Origin of the sequence: Aquitalea aquatilis, assembly GCF_005155025.1 — a bacterium.
GTDB classification, from domain to species: domain Bacteria; phylum Pseudomonadota; class Gammaproteobacteria; order Burkholderiales; family Chromobacteriaceae; genus Aquitalea; species Aquitalea aquatilis.
Window position 1 is genome coordinate 4,156,920 of the sequence record NZ_CP039731.1, and the last position, 17,171, is coordinate 4,174,090.

The window sequence follows — 17,171 nt, forward strand, 5'->3', positions numbered from 1 at the left end:
GGATTGACGATTTCAAAACTTGGGCATGGTGGGCAGTGCATCCTGGGCCTTGCCCATCAATGCGTCCTTCGCCTGCCCTTTTAGCGCAGGTATGGCGCTTTGCGGATTGCGCGCCAGAGCAAGGGCTTGCTGGGCCTGGCTGGCCATTGCGCTTACCTGCCCCACGGCATTGGTAAGTTGTGGGCTGACGCTACCCAGGGTGCTGCCCAGCTCTTGCATGGCTTTGCCTTTTACTGCCTCGCCCATTTGTTGCAAGGCGGCTTCCGGCTGCTCCACAAAGGGGAAGATGTCGGCTTTGTCCTGATGCGGCCGCCCCAGAAACTCGACCTGTGCCGCACCAAGAGGCAAACCATGCACAATCGCCTTGCCGGCCTCGTCCAACACCCCCTTGTGTTTGATGCCTAGCGCATCAGTTACCACAAACTTGCCCTGATTCATTGAGTAGCCATTGGCAAATTCGTGTAGCACCTGCAGGTTGCCAGTGCCGGGCTTGGCAAAGGTTGGCGTCGGCGTACTGAGACTGGCCGGCCCGGACAGGCTATGGCTGGCGCCTTTCACGCTCACCACGCTGGGGCAATGCACTTCGATGTTGCCGCCTTTCAGCCGGATATAGCCGCCGCCGCTGGTCAGCAGGATTTCCTGGCTGGCGGCAATGGTGACCTTGCCCTTGGCCGAGGTAATGGTCAGGTCCTTGTCCGCCGTCAGTTCCATCGCATCACTCTGCGCCTGCACCTGCACCTTGCCCTTTGCCGCAATCAGTTTCAGCGCGATCTGGTCTTTCACCCCCGCCACAAACAGGCTGATGTGCTGGCCGACGTTGTGCAGCCAGCGGCGACCGGTGGTTTCGTTGCTGTCGCGCTGGGCGATGAAGTTGAGGTTGCTGCCGGCAGAGAGGGTCTGGCTTTGTTCGGTGAGGCTGGCGATGCCGGCCGGGGCGGACAGGATGAGCAAGGGTTGCTGGCCGGCCTGGTCTTTTGCCGTCTTGCCGTCCTTGTCGGTGTTGCTACCGGCTTCCCATGCTTTGACGGCGGCGGCGTGGTGTTGCAGGTGGCCGCTGTCTTTCTTGCTGTCTTTGCTGTTGTCCGGCTGGATGCCGTCCGGCCCGGTTTCCATGGTATCGGCCAGTTGGCCGGTGGCCACTTCCGCCAGGCTTTGGCTGAGGCTGAGCGCGGCGTCGAGCTGGCTTTGTGCATGGTCGCGCGCCAGTTGTTTGCCGCCAGCGCCGTTTTGCGCTTCGGTGCTGAGCAGTAGGCCGTGTGCAGCGCGGATGGCACCGTGCTGGTCGGTGCGCAGCTCGAAGCCGTCGCCACGCGGCTGGGCTTTGCCATTGCTGCGCGGATGGGTGAGGAAGCCCTGGTTGAGCTGGGTTTTGCCCGGTTCGCTGGACAGCTTGGCGCGCACTTCGCCGGGGGTGTCGTCGAACAGCAGCTCGTTGTACTGGCCGCCCTGGTGCTCCTTGGATTTGATGCCGGACAGCGTCTTGTTGGCCGGCAAGGCTCCCGCGCCGCTAAAGGCCGGGGTGGCGTGGCTGCCGTTGTACAGCACACCGACGATGACCGGGCGGTCGATATCGCCTTCGATAAAGTCGACCAGCACTTCCTGACCGATGCGCGGGATGAACTGGTGACCCCAGCCCGCGCCGGCGCTGGGCATGGCCACGCGCAGCCAGCAGGAGGAGGTGTCGTCGAGCTTGGCACCGATGCTCGGGTGTTCGTCTGCGCGCTGCCAATGGAACTGCACCTTGATACGGCCCAGTTCGTCGGTATGCACTTCTTCGCCCGCCGGGCCGACCACGGTAGCGGTTTGCACCCCTTTGGAGGTCGGCTTGGCCTGCGTGCTGTGGGCATAGGCCGGGGTAAGCGGGATGCCGCGACGCTGGGCGGTGATGGTGGTCTGGAAAGGGCTGCTGTTCTGCGAATCGGCAGCGTTGTCATTGCCCAGCAAGCCACGCAGGCTGCTGGCCAGATCACCCGGCAGATTGTTGTTGGCACGGAAGGTTTGGCCGGTGACGACGAATTCGCGCTGCTCGCTGCTGTCGGCTTCGTGTGCTGGGTGCTCGTCCAGGCGGAACCATTGGCCAGCGAGCAGGCTGCGTACCGAACCACTGCCGCTAAATTGTTTGGCCTGCACATCGTGCGCCTGCTGGCGCAGCTGGGCATACTGGCTGAGCTGCTCGGCATCGCTGGCGTAGTACAGCGACTGCGGGTCGTAATCCTGCAAGGTGGATTGCAAGGCATCACCACTGCGGCCTTGCTGAATGCGGGTCTGGTCGCCGGTATGCTGGGTGCTCACCGGCTGGTAATCGAAACTGGCCAGTGCCACATTGCCCGATACCACCTGGCGGGCGGTGCTCCAATCGGTGAGGCCGTCTTCTTCTTCTGTTGCATCGCTGCGGTGAAAGCGCACCCGCTCGCTGGCCGCCGGCGGCAGGCTGTAAGCGTCGTCGAACACCACCAGCTTGACCTGCGGATGCTCGCCATCGACATGCTCGAAACGCCAGGCATAACCTTCTTCGTGCAACAGCCGCACGATGAAGTCGAAATCGCTCTCGCGATATTGCAGACAGTAACTGCGCGGGCTGGCCGTGGCGGTGTGGAATTCCAGCGTCTGCACCTGGGCAAACACCGGATTATTGGCCTGATGTTCAGCCAGGATTTGTTTGACGATGTCGGGGACGGACAGGTCCTGAAACACCCGCGAGGTGCGACGCAGGCGCAGCAGGGCAAACGGTGGCTCGATGGTGAGGCCATACTTGGCAAAACCGCCATCAGAGCCTAATAGCTCGGCGCGCGACACCACGCCACAACGCACCACCTCGCTGCCAGCGGCATCCAGCACGCCGAGACGGGCGGCGACGCCCAACAACGACTTGAGTTCGATATTGCCGTCGGGTGACAGACAGGTGAGCTGATAGCGATAGGCTTCCGACACGCCCTCGCTGCCATCCAGCGTGTGCGGCAACAGCTGCTCGGCGGCGATCTGCCCGCCATCCAGCTGCAAGGTAAGCAGACGCTGGTGCTGGGAAAAGGCGGCGGCGAAGCTGGCGAGCAGAGCGGAAAAGTCCATGGCGTCTCATCACGTCTGCTGACGTGAATCTTCACATTCTGTTGAAAGTTCAACAGTTTATGCGCCTAACATGCGCTGGACAAGGTGGAATGGCATGAATGCGTAGTTCTACTGAGCTTTTGCCTGGCCTGCCCCGCCAGAAAAAGCATGAGCCATCACCTGCTCACATCAGCAGCGCTACGCGGTACACCACAGCAGCAGACAAAAAAATGCCCGGCATCACCGGGCGAGAGACAAAGCACTACACAAAGCACGAGGAAATTCAGCAGTACTGGAAATGGGCACGCTTCACATTGCACAGCACTTCATAGGAGATGGTGCCGGCCTGGGCCGCCACTTCGTTGATATGTACGGTGTCGCCCCATAGCTCGACTTCGCTGCCGATGCCGGCTTGCGGCAGGTCGGTCAGGTCCACCGTCATCATGTCCATCGACACCCGGCCAATCACGCGCGAACGCAGGCCATCGATGGCCACCGGGCTGCCGGTAGACGCCAGGCGCGGGTAGCCATCGGCATAACCGCAGGCGATCAGCCCCACACGGGTAGGACGCTCGGCCACAAAACTGGCACCGTAGCCTACCGGCTCGCCAGCCGCCAGCTCACGCACACCAAATACCTGTGAGGTAAGCCGCATCACCGGCTTCAGCGCTGCGCCCTGCTCGAAACCGGCAGGCAGCGGCGAAGCGCCATACAGCATGATGCCGGCGCGATTCCATTGGCGATGGGCGCGCTCATGGCAGAGGATGCCGGCGGAGTTGGCAATGCTTTCCTCACCCGGCAGATAGCGGCAAACACTATCAAAGGCTTCCAGCTGGGCCTGGGTGGCAGACAGCTGCGGCTCGTCGGCACGGGCGAAGTGGCTCATCTTGACGATTTTGCCCACCTTGCCGCTGGCCATCAGCTTGCAGTGCGCGGCGGCGTAATCCTGCGGGAAGAATCCGGCGCGATGCATGCCGGAATCCATCTTCAGCCACACGGTGTAAGGCTTGGCCGGATTGGCCTGCAGCACCACGTCCAGCTGCTGCGGGCTTTGCACCACGCACCACAGGTCATGCGCTTCGACATCAGCCAGCTCGGCCGCTTCGAACACACCCTCCAGCAGCACGATGGGCAGGGTCACTCCACCTTCGCGCAGCTGGATGGCTTCTTCCAGACAGGCCACGGCAAAACCGTCGGCCACATCGGCCAGTGCCTGGGCACAGCGCAGCGCACCGTGGCCATAGGCATTGGCCTTGATCACGGCCAGGGTCGGACCACCGGCCAGTTGCCTGGCCAGCAGATAGTTATGACGCAGGTTTTCCAGACGGATGCTGGCAATCAGCGGGCGCATGCGCTCAGGCTCCGGCTACGGCGGTGCTGCTGTGCATTGGTACCACCAGCTTTTCGCCGCGTTTGGCATAACGTTGGATGGACAGGCCATCCACGCTGATGTCCGGCTGTACGCCGACGATCTGGTCGGCCAGCACCTTGCCGGAGCCTGCACTCATCGTCCAGCCCAGCGTACCGTGACCGGTATTGAGCGACAGGTTGGCAAAGCGGGTGCCGCCGATGATGGGCGTGCCATCCGGGGTCATCGGGCGTAGGCCGGTCCAGAAGGTGGCTGCGGGAATATCGCCACCATCCGGGTAGAGGTCGCCCACCACCATTTCCAGGGTTTCGCGACGGCGTGGATTGAGGTCCAGATTGTAGCCAGCCAGCTCGGCCATGCCGCCCACGCGGATGCGGTCGTTGAAGCGGGTAATGGCCACCTTGTAGGTCTCGTCCAGAATGGTGGATACCGGTGCCATGGCGGCATTGGTGATCGGCACGGTCAGCGAATAGCCCTTGACCGGGTACACCGGAATGTCGATGCCCAGGTTTTGCAGCAGATCGCGCGAGTAGCTGCCCAGCGCCACCACGTAGTGGTCGGCAGTCAGCATTTCGTCGCCGATGCGCACACCGCTAATGCGGCCGTTATGGGTTTCGATAGCGGAAATATTCACGCCAAAGCGGAATTTCACGCCCTTGGCCGCAGCAAGATCCGCCAGACGGCTGGTAAACAGATTGCAATCGCCGGTTTCGTCGTTCGGCAGTTGCAGGCCGCCGGTCAGCTTGTGCTTGACCTTGGCCAGCGCCGGCTCGACACGGGCACAGCCGTCCGGGTCCAGCACATTGAAGTCCACACCGCACTCTTTTAGCACGGCGATGTCCTTGGCCATGCCTTCCACCTGGGCTTGCGAACGGAACAGCTGCAGGGTACCGCCTTGGCGACCTTCGTAATCCAGGCCGGTTTCGGCACGCAGCTCCTTGATCATGTCGCGGCTGTATTCAGCCAGGCGCATCATGCGGCTTTTGTTGAGGGCATAGGATTGTTCGTTGCAGTTGGCCAGCATCTTGGCAATCCACTGCAACTGGTAAACGCTGCCATCCGGCTGGATGGCAAGAGGGGCGTGACGCTGGAACATCCACTTGACCGCCTTGGCCGGGATGCCAGGCGCAGCCCAGGGGGCGGAATAGCCAGGGGAAATCTGGCCGGCATTGCCAAAGCTGGTTTCCAGCGCAACACCTTCCTGGCGCTCCAGCACCGTGACTTCAACGCCGGCCTTGGCCAGATACCATGCAGTAGACACACCTACTACGCCGCCACCCAGTACGATTACCTTCATTTCCTCTTTCTCCGTGCTACGCATCATGTGCTTAGTGATTTTGTGTAGTATATTTATTTCAATGCAGTTTTTTTCACCAAAATAAAACAATTTGCTAATTAATAACTCTTTCAAATTAAAGATTGGCAGTGAAATAATGAAAGTAAAACACACCCACGAGCGCGAGCTGGACAAGATCGATCTTAAGATATTGAAATGGCTGCAAAAAAACGGCCGCATTGCCATGACCGAGCTGGCGGAAAAGGTGGGCCTGTCCACCACGCCCTGTACGGAAAGAGTGCGCCGGCTGGAACGCGACGGGGTGATCGAGGGCTATTACGCCCGCCTCAATCCCCATGCCATGGGCGCATCGCTGCTGGTATTCGTGGAGATCAAGCTGTCGGCCAAGTCTGGCAATATCTTCGACGCCTTCCGCCGCGAAATCCAGAACATCCCGGAAATCCTCGAATGCCACCTGGTATCCGGCGAATACGACTACCTGATCAAGGCACGCATCCCCGACATGTCGATGTACCGCAAGCTGCTGGGGGAAATCCTGCTGCAACTGCCCAATGCCAATGAATCGCGCAGCTATGTGGTGATGGAAGAAGTGAAGGAAACCCATATGCTGGCGCTGCCGGAATGACGCCCTCCCCATCTTGCCAAGCGGCAAGGCGGCGCTGTCAACCTGTACCGGCAGAGAGGCCACAACGATTCAACCTTGATTTTCAATTAAGCAGTGCCTTATACCTGATTAATTTAGTACGCTTTTATCGCAGCACTTTAATTAAAGCTGTTTACATCTAAATCAGCCAGCTGCTTGAGCTGCCCATGGCCAGCACTGTGTGGCAGGCATGATCGCTCAGCGGCAAGTCACTGACAGGAGTGCATCATGTTCGGATTTGGCACCACCAAGCAGGACCAGCAGGAGAGCAAGCAACAGCTACACCAGTTCACGGCAATGCTGGACTATGTCGACAATCTGATCATGCTGGCAGACACCACGCCGGATAACACTATCTTCTACATGAACCGCACCGCGCGCGATGTGCTGGCCAGTCACCGCAGCATGATGAACAAGAAATTCCGCGCTGGCGTGGATGTCAACAATGCCTTCAAGCACAGCATCCACCAGTTTCATCGCGACCCCGACCGCATCCGCCAAATCCTGCAAGACATTGCCGCACGTCGTATTACTCACCATGAAGCACTGATTCCGGTAGGCAGCGTCACCTTCAAGACCAAGGTCTTTCCCATCTGGGATGATCAGGACAGCAGCAAGCTGCTCTGTTTCATGGCCAGTTTTCAGGACATTTCATCCGAGATAGAAGCCCAGAACTTGCGTGATGCCAATGACCAGCGGCGCACTTTTCTGGAAGAACGTGTAGGAGAACTATCAGGCAATATGCAGGCCATGAGTGCCACCATTGAAATGGTGGCCGTGCGCACGGCCTCGGCCTCAGACTCATCGGAAGAAATGCTGAGAAGATCGCAGGATGGCAAGAGCATGATCCAGAACAACGCTACCGCCATGAAATCGGTGAGCGAACTGGTAAGCCACACCGCTGACAATCTGACATCGCTGGGCAAACAATCGGAAACCATTGGCCAGATTGTCAGCGTGATCAAGGATATTGCCGATCAGACCAATCTGCTGGCGCTAAACGCCGCCATCGAAGCGGCACGCGCCGGCGAAATGGGCCGTGGCTTTGCCGTGGTGGCCGATGAAGTACGCAAACTGGCCGAGCGCACTACCAAGGCCACCCAGGAAATCGGCAGCATGATTCGCGACATCCAGCAGGAGGTCAACACCAGCATCCACTCGATGGACAGCGGCCGCCTGCAGGTAAAATCCACCGAACAGGACTTCAGCAATGCCGAAAACGCCATCGTGGCCATTGTCGATGAGATCCACCAGATGAGGAATTTCGTGGTCGAAATCGCCAATGCAGCAGAAGAGCAGGCTGCCACCGCGCAGGACATCAGCGACAAGCTGAGTGAAATCGCCAGGCACTGAAGCCCGTCCGGCTGGCTGCGCGTCTTGCCAGCCTGCCGGTCAGCGTTTAGTGTGGAGTGCCGTCAATACCATGCTATTTAGCCTTTGATCATGAGCCTGCAATCCGTTCGCGATTTCTTCGCCGCCCGCAATCTGGATATCCCCATCATCGAACTGGAAGTCAGCACCGCCACCGTGGCGCTGGCCGCCGAAGCCCACGGCGTGGAGCCGGGGCGCATCGCCAAGACCCTGTCCTTCCGCCTGAACAGCGGCGAGGTCATCATTCTGGTCACCCGTGGCGATGCCCGCATCGACAACCGCAAATTCAAGGAAGCCTTTGGCAAGGGCAAGATGCTGGCACTGGAAGAGGTCGTCGCGCTGACCGGCCACCCGGTGGGCGGGGTCTGCCCCTTTGGTTTGGCGCAGCCGCTGCCGGTATATCTGGATCGTTCTTTGCAGGATTTCGACGAAGTACTTCCCGCCGCCGGTGCCATTCACAGCGCGGTGCGCATCAGCCCGGCACTGATGGCCGACATCACCGCTGGCAGCTGGGTAGATGTATGCCAGCCGGTCGCCGAGCTGGCCAGTTAGAGCCGCTAACAAAAACCCTGCTGCTGCGTTGCGCCTCCTTGCCGTACTCTTTGTACTGTCTGCGTCGGCGCGCCTTGCCCCAGGGACGCTACGCTATTTTGTTCGCCGCTCTTAATCAGCAGGCTGCGGAATAAGGCAGCATGGCGGCACGGTCGATACCGACATGCAACAGGCTGCCGATATTCAGCCCGGCCGCATACTGCTGCACTTCGCGCGCAGACAGGGTCAGCGTCAGCTCGCCATCCGCACTGGCCACCGTCACCCGCACGCCGTCCGCCAGCTGGATGATGCGCCGCACCGCCGTCGCCGGCTGCTCCGGCCCCAGCCGCAAGGCCTGCTCTGGCACCACGCCCTCCGCCAGCACGTTTTCGTAACCGATAAAGCGCGCCAGCCAGGGCGTGGCCGGTGCCGCCAGCAGTTGAGCCGGGGTGGCGCACTGGACAATGCGCCCCTCCCGCAGCACCGCTACCCGGTCGGCCAGGGCGAATGCTTCTTCCCTATCGTGGGTGACCAACAGCGCCGGAATGGCCGCCTGCTGTAACTGCTGGCGGAATTCCTGCTGCAACTGCCGGCGTAAATCCGCATCCAGACTGGAAAACGGCTCATCCAGCAGCAACAGCCGTGGCCGGGTGACCAAGGCCCGCGCCAGCGCCACCCGCTGCTGTTCGCCGCCGGAGAGCGTCCACACCTTGCGCGCCTCCATGCCGGCCAGCCCCAGTTGCTGCAGGCAGGCCAGCGCCTGCTGCCGGGCCACCGCTCGCGCTACCCCATGCTCGATCAGGCCGAAGCAGACATTGCCCAGCACATCCAGATGCGGAAACAGGGCAAAGTCCTGAAACATCAGCGCAAAACGCCTTGCCTCGGCCGCCACGCCGGCCAGGTCTTCACCAGCAAACGACAGGCGGCCGCCATCAGGCTGCTCCAGCCCGGCAATCATTTTCAGCAAACTGCTTTTGCCGCAGCCCGATGGCCCCAGCAAGGCCAGCACTTCGCCGGCCTCCAGGGTCAGGCTGAGCTGGTCGGCCACCAGCTTGTGGCCAAAACGCTTGCATACGCCATCCAGTTGCAACATGTCAGGACTCCTTGCGCAACTGCCGTTCGGCGGCAGACGGCCATTCGATCATCAGAAAAGCCAGCAGCGCCAGCAACATCAACAGACAGGCCAGCAGCATGGCGCTGGCGGCATTGTCGGCCCCTGGCCGGCCCAGCCGCTGGTAGATCAGCGTGGTCAGGGTCAGCCATTCCGGCCGCGACAAAAACAGCGTCACGGCAAATTCACCCAATGCGGTAGCCGCAGCAAAGGCCAAGCCACGGCGGAAGGCCGGCCGCAGCAAAGGCCATTCGATACGGGCAAACACCCGCAAGGGGCTGGCCCCCAGACTGCGTGCGGCCTGCGGCCAGTGACGTGGCAGGCTGTCCAGCGCACCAGCCAGGCTGCGCGCCACAAAGGGATAGGCCAGCAAGGCATAGCTGGCCAGCAGCAGGGGCAGACTGGCGCTCCACTGCGGGTAGAGCAGCAACAGGCCAAACGCCACGCACACTGGCGACACCACGAAAGGAAGAAAGGCCAGTGCCCGCAAGCACAAGCTACCGCGCGCCGCCAGGGCATGCAGCCAGCCCAGCACCGCAGCCAGCAGCACGGCCATGGCACTGAAACGGGCCGAGTTGCCCAGTGCCAGCAGCACTTCCTCGTCGTGCAGCAGGCTGAAACCGGAAGCAGCCAGCGCCTGCATGGCGCGCCACAGCACCGCCAGCAGAGGCAGGCCGGCAAACAGCAGCAACAAGGCCAGCGCCGCCGCCAGTTGCAGCCACTCCAGACCCTGCGGACGGCGCGGCAGCACCGGGTCCACCTTTAGCGGCGCAGCCAGACGGCGCTCCAGCCAGGCATACAGCATGGCCACCGCCCCGGTCACCAGCAGCATCAACAGCGCCAGTGCGCCGGCATCGGCCAGGTTCAGTTCGTAGGACACCAGCTGATAGATCTCTACCTCCACCGTGGCATAGCGCTGCCCACCCAGCAGCAGCGCCAATCCGAAGCCAGAGAAGCAATACAGGAATACCAGGCACAAGGCGGACAACAACCAGGGCCGCACCGCCGGCCATTCCACCCGCCAGAACACCCGCCATGGCGTGGCACCCAGCGTGCGGGCGGCAGCCAGCCGGCTGGCCGGTATCTGCGCCAGCCCTTCGCAGGCGGCGCGGATCACCAACGGCAGATTGAAAAACAGATTGCCATACAGCAATAGCCAGGGCGTGTCCTGCAGATTCACCCCCAGCAAGCCCTGCGGCCCGAACAGCGCCAGCACGCCCATGGCCGCCACCAGGGTGGGCATGACAAAGGGCAGCATCAGCAGGCGCAGGCTGAGGCTGCGGCCAGGAAAACGATAGCGCGCCAGACACCAGGCAATCGGCAGGCCGATCAGTAAGGCGGCCACACAGCTGGCAGCGGCCTGCAGCAAGGACCACAGCACGCGCCATTGCAGATAGCGGTCGGCAAACAGGTCGGCGGACACCGCGCCCTGCCCTTCCTGCAACAAACGCAGCAAGGGCAGGATGGACATCAGCAGCAAAAAGGCCAGCGGCAATAACGCCAGCCCTGCACGACGGCCGCGCTCAGACATGGCGCTGCCGGGTAAAAGGCCAGTCGGCAACCAGCACGTCTTCCGGACCGTCTTCCGGGTCGTCCACCCGTTCCAGCCATTGGAAACCCAGGCTGGCGGCCAGCGCCTGCGAGGGCAGATTATCCGGGCTGATGGACAGCACAAAGCGCTTCACCCCGGCGGTTTCCACCGCCCAGCCGGCGCAGGCCAGCAGCGCCTCGGTGGCATAACCCTGGCGCCGGAAAGCCGGCAGCACGGTATAGCCCAGCTCGACATCACCACGCCCCCGCAGATAGGCATGACCGGGACAGGTATGGAAATTGATATGGCCCACTAGTTGGCCATCCTCCCGCCGCAGCATGGCGCGCATCGACCACGGCGCATACTCCGGCTCGTTTTCCATTTGTTCCAGCCGCAGCGACATCACCGCCGCTTCTTCCAGCCAGCTGATGGGCAAGGGGGCACCCAGCCAGCGCGCCGCCTCGGCCAGCCGCGCTTCCATGCTGGCCTGCAGCATGGCAGGCGTCAGGTGACGCAGGATCAGCCGCGGGCTGAGGATGTCAGGAACCGTGCTCGCGGTGGGCATTACTGGCCGGACTTCAGCACGATGCGTGTCCACTTGCCGACCCAGCCGGCGCTCTTGGCCGCAATCTGTTGCTGGTCAGGCGTAGTGTGGGTTGCCGGCTTTTCGGCATGCTGGAATACCGGATCCAGCGCGATGCCAGGCTGCACCGGATACATCCACATCGTGGTGGGGATATCCTTCTGCACGGCGTCCGAGCGCAGGAAGGCAACAAATTTGCGCGCCAGCGCGGCTTGCTGGCCGCCCTTCACCAGCACAGCGCCTTCCACTTGCTGGAATACCGCGCCAGGCAGCAGCAGGTTGGCGGTGGGCGAGGTGCTGAGTTTTTCCTTGCTATAGAACACTTCTGCCGCCGGGCTGGTGGCATAGCTCACCACGATGGGACGCGCGCCGCCGTTGCGCGAGAAGTCGGTGTAATAGGCCTCGGTCCAGCCCTTGCTCACCTTGACGCCGTTGTCGCGCAATTTGGCCCAGAAAGCCATGGCCTTGGTCTCACCCATGGCGGAGATGGTCGACAGCAGGAAAGCCAGACCGGGGCTGGAAGTTGCCGGATTTTCCACCACCAGCAGGTCCTTGTAGGCCGGACGGGTCAGGTCGTCCAGGGTCTTGGGCAGCGGCAGCTGCTTCTTGGCAAACCAGGCCTTGTCGTAGTTCAGCGTGACATAGCCATAGTCGATGCTGGTGGCACCCGGCAGCAGCGGCTGGCCGGACTTGCGCTCTGCAGCTTCCGGCAACAACACACCAGCAGCAGCGGCCTTGCCCATCATGGTGTTGTCGATGCCGTACACCACGTCGGCAATGGGATTGGCGCGGGTCAGGATCAGCTTGTTGACCATCTCGCCGGCATCGCCGGCCTTGATGATGCTGAGTTTGACGCCATTCTGCTGCTCGAACTCCGCCAGCAAGGGCTTGGACACGGCAAACGAGCTATGGGTAAGCACGCGCAGTTCGGCGGCATGGCTCAGGCCGGCCAGCAGCAGCGCGCTGATGAGACTAGTGGTTTTGAACAACTGCATGACATTCTCCGTGCGACAAGGCGCAATCGCCGGAGCAAGCGGAACAACAGATGGTGGGGCCTTCTGCATCACGCTCCCTCCGCTGGCATTATCCAGTTCAGGTTCTAGGGTGTTTCTCAGCCCGCTAGGGGCACCCCTGGTGATTGGCGGCATCCTTACAGATACCTGCCGACATGCTTGCTTACAAGGCGTTACCGTTTATTCACGAAAATTAACAGCCCGCAGCAAACAGAAAACGAATTGTACACACTTTCCCCCCATGATGAATTCACAACAACAGCACGCTTGTTCAAACCGCAGCACTCGCCGATAACCCAAGGAACAAAATCATGAAACTGTCCGCTCACATCATGCTGATCAGCCTGTCCGCTCTCACCTTCGCCACCCTGTCGAGCACTGCCTCGGCCGCAACCGAATGGCAAAAGCAGCACCCGCGCCGCGCTGAAGTGAACCACCGTCTGGCCAATCAGGACAAGCGCATCCACCAGGAACGCAAGGAAGGTGAAATCAGCAAACAACAAGCCCGCGAACTGCACCAACAGGACCACGCCATCCGCCAGCAGGAACGTGCCGATGCCCGTAAAAATCATGGCCACATCAGCAAGCAGGAACAAAGAAACCTGAATCAGCAAGAAAACAAGGTCAGCAAGGAAATCGGCAAGTAAACTTCAGCCATATTCCAAGCAATTACCGGCCAGAAGCTAGCCGGCCACGGTGGCCGAGCACGCTCTGGCCGGCCTGCCTTATACCGAAGAGCGAGCCTTTTCCATGAAATCGCATGCGCAAACAGCCATCCGCCTGATCCTGCTCTGCCTGCTGCCGCTCACCGCCTGGGCCGGCATTGGCGAAGAAGGGGCACGTCACTTGCTGTCGCGCACCGGCTTTGGTGCCAATCCGGCACAAATCGCCCTGTATGCCCCACTGGGCCGCCAACAGGCAGTGGACCGGCTGCTGGATCATGCCGTGTACAGCGCCCTCAGCGCGCCGCCCGCCTGGGTCAATGAACCATTCGACCACCCCGGCAAACCCAATCTGACCGAAGACGAAAAGAAAGCCCTGCAAAAAGAGCGCAACGAACATGCGCAAGAGTTGCGTGGCTGGTGGCTGGAAGAAATGCGCAGCACGCCCAGCCCGCTGACGGAAAAGATGACCCTGTTCTGGCATAACCATTTTGTTTCCGGGCTGGATAAGGTGGGCGTGCCGCAACTGATGTATCAGCAGAATGTATTGCTGCGCCATCAGGCACTGGGCAACTTCGGCCAGTTGCTGCACGCCATCGCCCGCGATCCGGCGATGATGCGCTATCTGGACACGGTGAATAACCGCAAGGGCCAGCCAAACGAGAATTTTGCCCGCGAAGTGATGGAGCTGTTCACCCTGGGCGAAGGCCATTACAGCGAGCAGGACATCCGCGAAGCCGCGCGTGCCTTTACCGGCTGGTCGCTGGACAAGGACTTCCAGTTTGTCTACCGCCCCAATCAGCATGACAACGGCGACAAAACCATCTTCGGCCAGCAAGGCAATTTCGATGGCGACGACGTGCTGGACATGCTGCTGCGCAAACCGCAGACCGCGCGCTTTGTCACCATCAAGCTGTGGAAAACCCTGGTGTCGCCCACCCCGAACGAGGCCGACATCCAGCGCCTGTCCGCGCTGTTCTACCGCGACAATTACGAAATCCGTCCGCTGCTGCGCGCCATGCTGCTGACACCGGCCTTCTGGCAAAGCCAGGGCCAGTTGATCAAGTCCCCGCTGGAACTGACCGTGGGCACGCTGGTGACCTTCGACCTGACCCCGCCGGACTGGCGTGCGCTGGCCGGGCTCAACCGCCAGTTGGGCCAGGACGTGTTCAACCCGCCCAATGTCAAAGGCTGGCCCGGTGGCGAAGTATGGATCAACAGCGCCACCCTGCTGACGCGCAAGCAGTTTCTGGACCGCCTCAGTCATGATGCCGCGCCCATTCGCAACAACTTCGTCAAAGCCGATAGCCAGATGGACGAAGCCCGCGGGCGCGAGGCACGTATCCAGCGGATGATCCAGGCCGGCTTGCGCCCGATCAAGCTGCAACCAGACGAGTGGACCGCCATCTACCATATCCGTACTGCAGCCGATAGCGCCCGCCTGCTACTGGCCGTGCCACCGGCCCAGCCGCTGCCGGAAGGCATGAGCGGCGCACAAGCCATTGCGCCCTTGCTGCTGGACCCGGCTTACCAGGTTCATTGAAACCACTACCAGGGACTCTGCCATGTTTCAACGCCGCGAATTTCTCAAGGCCATGGGGGCCGGCCTGCTGGTTTCAGTACTGCCGAATCTCAGCTATGCACTGGCACCGGCCGCTTACCAGCGCCTGCTGGTGCTGATCGAGCTAAAAGGTGGCAATGACGGGCTCAATACGGTCATCCCCTACGCCAGCGATGACTACTATCGCCTGCGCCCCGCCATCGGTATTCCCCGGCCGCAAGTACTGCAACTAAATGAACAGATCGGCCTGCACCCGGCCATGAGCAGCCTGCTGCCCTTGTGGCAAAACCACCAGCTGGCGGTGCTGCAAGGCGTAGGCTATCCCGAGCCCAATCTGTCGCACTTTCGTTCCATCGAAATCTGGGAAACGGCCTCGGCCAGCAACCAGTATCTGGGCGAAGGCTGGCTGACCCGGCTGTTTCGCAGCCAGCCGGTACCGGCCGGCTTTGCTGCCGACGGCGTCGTGCTGTCCAGCCAGAACCTGGGGCCGCTGGATGGCGGAGCGCGCGCCGTGGTGCTGAGTAACCCGCAGGACTTCGCCCGTCAGGCCAAGCTGGCAGCAGACCAGCAGGCCGGCGCACACAGCGGCGCGCTGTCGCACATTCTCAAGGTGGAGGGCGATATCCGTACCGCAGCCAATGCCCTGCAACAACCCGCAATGAAACCAGCGGCCAATCCGGCCGATGCCCCCACCGCGCCGCCCAAGGCAGCAGGCGGCTTTGCCCAGGCCATCAACACTCTCGCTGACATCCTGCAAAACGGCACCCGCATCGCGGTGGCACGCATCACCCTCACCGGCTTTGACACCCACGGCAACCAGCAGCCCACCCAGGCCCGCTTGCTGGGCGAACTGGCCGACGGCTTGGCGCTGCTGCAAAACCGCTTGCAGGCACAGGGGCGCTGGGACGATACCCTGGTGCTGAGCTATGCCGAGTTTGGCCGCCGACCACGCGAAAACGGCAATCGCGGCACCGATCATGGCACCGCCAACAGTCATTTCATGCTGGGCGGCCGGGTCAAGGGCGGCCTGTACGGCCAGACACCGCTACTGGCGGGCGTGACGGATGGCAACCTGCCCTATGCCATCGACTTTCGCCAGCTGTACAGCACCGTGGTGCAAGACTGGTGGGGCAAGGACGCCCGCCAGCTATTCGGCGGCCATTTCGAGCGACTACCGCTGTTGCGGGCCTGAGCCAGCTCGCCCCGGACACCAATCAAGCCTGCCAAGGCGGACAGCACCCGCCGCCAGGCAGGGGGATGCCAGGATGTATCGGTATACGCGGTGGAAATCACCAGAGTTTGCATCCGCTCACGCGGATAATGATTTGAGTGCCGCTTCCGCGCGGCGGACGGGAAAGAGGGCTTGCCTGGCCAAGCCCTCCTTCACCTCCCAGGCCACCCCACAAGCATGGCCTGCGGCTGCCCGACAGGTCCCGCCCGGTGCGAGGCGCGCCTGAACTCGCGATTTGCTAACGTCAAATCGCTCAAACAGGGCAGGCGCTTAACACCTCGCCCCGGCCACCCGTCGGCATGCTTGACGGGGCCCAAGGGTGGCGTAGGTGAAGTGGGAAAAGTCGGGAGATGTGGGTGACTTCGTGTGCCAAAGTCGAATTACTGAAAATGGGATTTCTGCTTTCGACTTGATGTTAGGCAGATTCCAGCATGGGCAAGATTTTGATGGCATTATTCATCGTGGTGTACGCACTACTCATACTGCTCTATTTGCCCGATACCAAAAAGTGCAAAGTCGTACGCCCTGGCTACAGTTTGGAAAAAGACATTCGCCAGCAAGCCAAAGCAGGGAATCAGCTCGCCAAACTGATTACCCTGCTTCAGAGGCTGGTGGTGGCATACGTTACGATTAGTGTCGTCTTGATTTTTTTGACAAAGATGAGATAAGGGACTGGCTGCTTGAACACGGAGCATTAGCACACGCAGTTTTTCCTAATGTTGAAATGGCTTCATGTGACAAAAAACAGCACCAGCATGCCTATGGTCACAATGAAAGCATAGGGGAAATCAAGAAATAATGGCAGCGTGAGAAGCGTGATAAACCCGATAACTGGCAGTGAGACTATTCTCACAATTTTGTTAGCGGGTAGAAATTCAAGCATTCGGCTGAATCGCCAGCGTGACCTATCGTATTTCCAGTCGATATTATAAAGCCCAGGAATAAGTCGCTCGCCCAATAACATCAAGTAAGCGAAAGACAGAAACCCAAAAAGTAGTTGCAACATAACTGAATCCGTGGTTGGTTTTTTGATATGTCAATTACGAGTAATCATATTGATTTTCCTTCAAGGCGGCTAGGTGTTTGAACACTGACACCAGAACGGCTCGCAGCTTTCCCTTGTGAGTCTTTCATAACTGTGTACATCCGGCCGTAGACGGACATTGCCCTGTAGAAAGGGGCAACGCGAAAGCTATGGATGTGCAAAGGCTGCTGCACATGCA

Annotated in this window: 15 protein-coding genes and 1 riboswitch; of the genes, 7 read left to right on the plus strand and 8 right to left on the minus strand. The window is 60.8% G+C overall.

Annotated elements, in window-relative coordinates:
* Window positions 1-12 precede the first annotated feature (12 nt).
* The 3 genes from FAZ30_RS19325 to FAZ30_RS19335 all read right to left on the minus strand — a co-directional run bounded on the left by FAZ30_RS19325 (window position 13) and on the right by FAZ30_RS19335 (window position 5,711).
* Window positions 13-3,066 (minus strand): type VI secretion system Vgr family protein, encoded by a 3,054-nt coding sequence (locus tag FAZ30_RS19325; protein WP_137010058.1) that lies wholly within the window; start codon window positions 3,064-3,066, stop codon window positions 13-15.
* A 262-nt stretch (window positions 3,067-3,328) separates the two neighbouring features.
* Complete coding sequence (gene alr, locus FAZ30_RS19330; RefSeq protein WP_124642117.1) at window positions 3,329-4,396, minus strand: alanine racemase; 1,068 nt, start codon at window positions 4,394-4,396, stop codon at window positions 3,329-3,331.
* 4 nt (window positions 4,397-4,400) lie between these two features.
* Window positions 4,401-5,711, minus strand: a complete 1,311-nt coding sequence (locus tag FAZ30_RS19335; RefSeq protein ID WP_158613550.1) for a D-amino acid dehydrogenase — start codon at window positions 5,709-5,711, stop codon at window positions 4,401-4,403.
* 136 nt (window positions 5,712-5,847) lie between these two features.
* Here FAZ30_RS19335 and FAZ30_RS19340 point away from each other — a divergent pair, with 136 nt between their 5' ends.
* The 3 genes from FAZ30_RS19340 to FAZ30_RS19350 all read left to right on the plus strand — a co-directional run bounded on the left by FAZ30_RS19340 (window position 5,848) and on the right by FAZ30_RS19350 (window position 8,277).
* Window positions 5,848-6,336 (plus strand): Lrp/AsnC ligand binding domain-containing protein, encoded by a 489-nt coding sequence (locus FAZ30_RS19340; RefSeq protein WP_059284521.1) that lies wholly within the window; start codon window positions 5,848-5,850, stop codon window positions 6,334-6,336.
* 885 nt (window positions 6,337-7,221) lie between these two features.
* The gene (locus tag FAZ30_RS21040; RefSeq protein ID WP_425456404.1) at window positions 7,222-7,707 is read left to right on the plus strand and encodes a methyl-accepting chemotaxis protein; all 486 of its coding nucleotides are present in this window, start codon (window positions 7,222-7,224) and stop codon (window positions 7,705-7,707) included.
* Between the two features lie 90 nt (window positions 7,708-7,797).
* The gene (locus FAZ30_RS19350) at window positions 7,798-8,277 is read left to right on the plus strand and encodes a YbaK/EbsC family protein (protein WP_137010060.1); all 480 of its coding nucleotides are present in this window, start codon (window positions 7,798-7,800) and stop codon (window positions 8,275-8,277) included.
* A gap of 115 nt (window positions 8,278-8,392) precedes the next feature.
* Here the strand turns inward: FAZ30_RS19350 and FAZ30_RS19355 are convergent, their stop codons facing one another.
* Genes FAZ30_RS19355 through FAZ30_RS19370 form a run of 4 tightly spaced genes read right to left on the minus strand, consistent with a single transcriptional unit; the run spans window position 8,393 to window position 12,476 of the window.
* Window positions 8,393-9,349, minus strand: coding sequence for an ABC transporter ATP-binding protein (locus FAZ30_RS19355; RefSeq protein ID WP_124642111.1), 957 nt, complete (start codon window positions 9,347-9,349; stop codon window positions 8,393-8,395).
* Between the two features lies 1 nt (window position 9,350).
* Window positions 9,351-10,898, minus strand: coding sequence for an ABC transporter permease (locus tag FAZ30_RS19360; RefSeq protein ID WP_124642109.1), 1,548 nt, complete (start codon window positions 10,896-10,898; stop codon window positions 9,351-9,353).
* Window positions 10,891-11,463: a GNAT family N-acetyltransferase gene (locus FAZ30_RS19365; RefSeq protein WP_124642107.1), complete on the minus strand. Its 573-nt coding sequence runs from the start codon at window positions 11,461-11,463 to the stop codon at window positions 10,891-10,893. Before FAZ30_RS19365 ends, FAZ30_RS19360 begins: the two co-directional genes overlap by 8 nt.
* Window positions 11,463-12,476: a thiamine ABC transporter substrate-binding protein gene (locus FAZ30_RS19370; RefSeq protein WP_124642105.1), complete on the minus strand. Its 1,014-nt coding sequence runs from the start codon at window positions 12,474-12,476 to the stop codon at window positions 11,463-11,465. Before FAZ30_RS19370 ends, FAZ30_RS19365 begins: the two co-directional genes overlap by 1 nt.
* 56 nt (window positions 12,477-12,532) lie before the next feature.
* A riboswitch (TPP riboswitch) is annotated at window positions 12,533-12,624 on the minus strand.
* 181 nt (window positions 12,625-12,805) lie between these two features.
* Between FAZ30_RS19370 and FAZ30_RS19375 the strand changes: the two genes are divergently transcribed.
* From FAZ30_RS19375 to FAZ30_RS19390, 4 genes are all read left to right on the plus strand, one after another.
* Entirely contained in the window at window positions 12,806-13,141 is a 336-nt protein-coding gene (locus FAZ30_RS19375) for a hypothetical protein (RefSeq protein WP_124642103.1), read from the plus strand.
* A gap of 49 nt (window positions 13,142-13,190) precedes the next feature.
* On the plus strand, window positions 13,191-14,699 hold the full coding sequence (locus tag FAZ30_RS19380) for a DUF1800 domain-containing protein (RefSeq protein WP_233578340.1): 1,509 nt from the start codon (window positions 13,191-13,193) through the stop codon (window positions 14,697-14,699).
* Between the two features lie 22 nt (window positions 14,700-14,721).
* Window positions 14,722-15,909: a DUF1501 domain-containing protein gene (locus FAZ30_RS19385; protein ID WP_137010061.1), complete on the plus strand. Its 1,188-nt coding sequence runs from the start codon at window positions 14,722-14,724 to the stop codon at window positions 15,907-15,909.
* 470 nt (window positions 15,910-16,379) lie between these two features.
* Complete coding sequence (locus FAZ30_RS19390; RefSeq protein ID WP_124642099.1) at window positions 16,380-16,616, plus strand: hypothetical protein; 237 nt, start codon at window positions 16,380-16,382, stop codon at window positions 16,614-16,616.
* A gap of 62 nt (window positions 16,617-16,678) precedes the next feature.
* Here the strand turns inward: FAZ30_RS19390 and FAZ30_RS19395 are convergent, their stop codons facing one another.
* Complete coding sequence (locus FAZ30_RS19395; protein ID WP_124642097.1) at window positions 16,679-16,954, minus strand: hypothetical protein; 276 nt, start codon at window positions 16,952-16,954, stop codon at window positions 16,679-16,681.
* Between the last annotated feature and the right edge of the window lie 217 nt (window positions 16,955-17,171).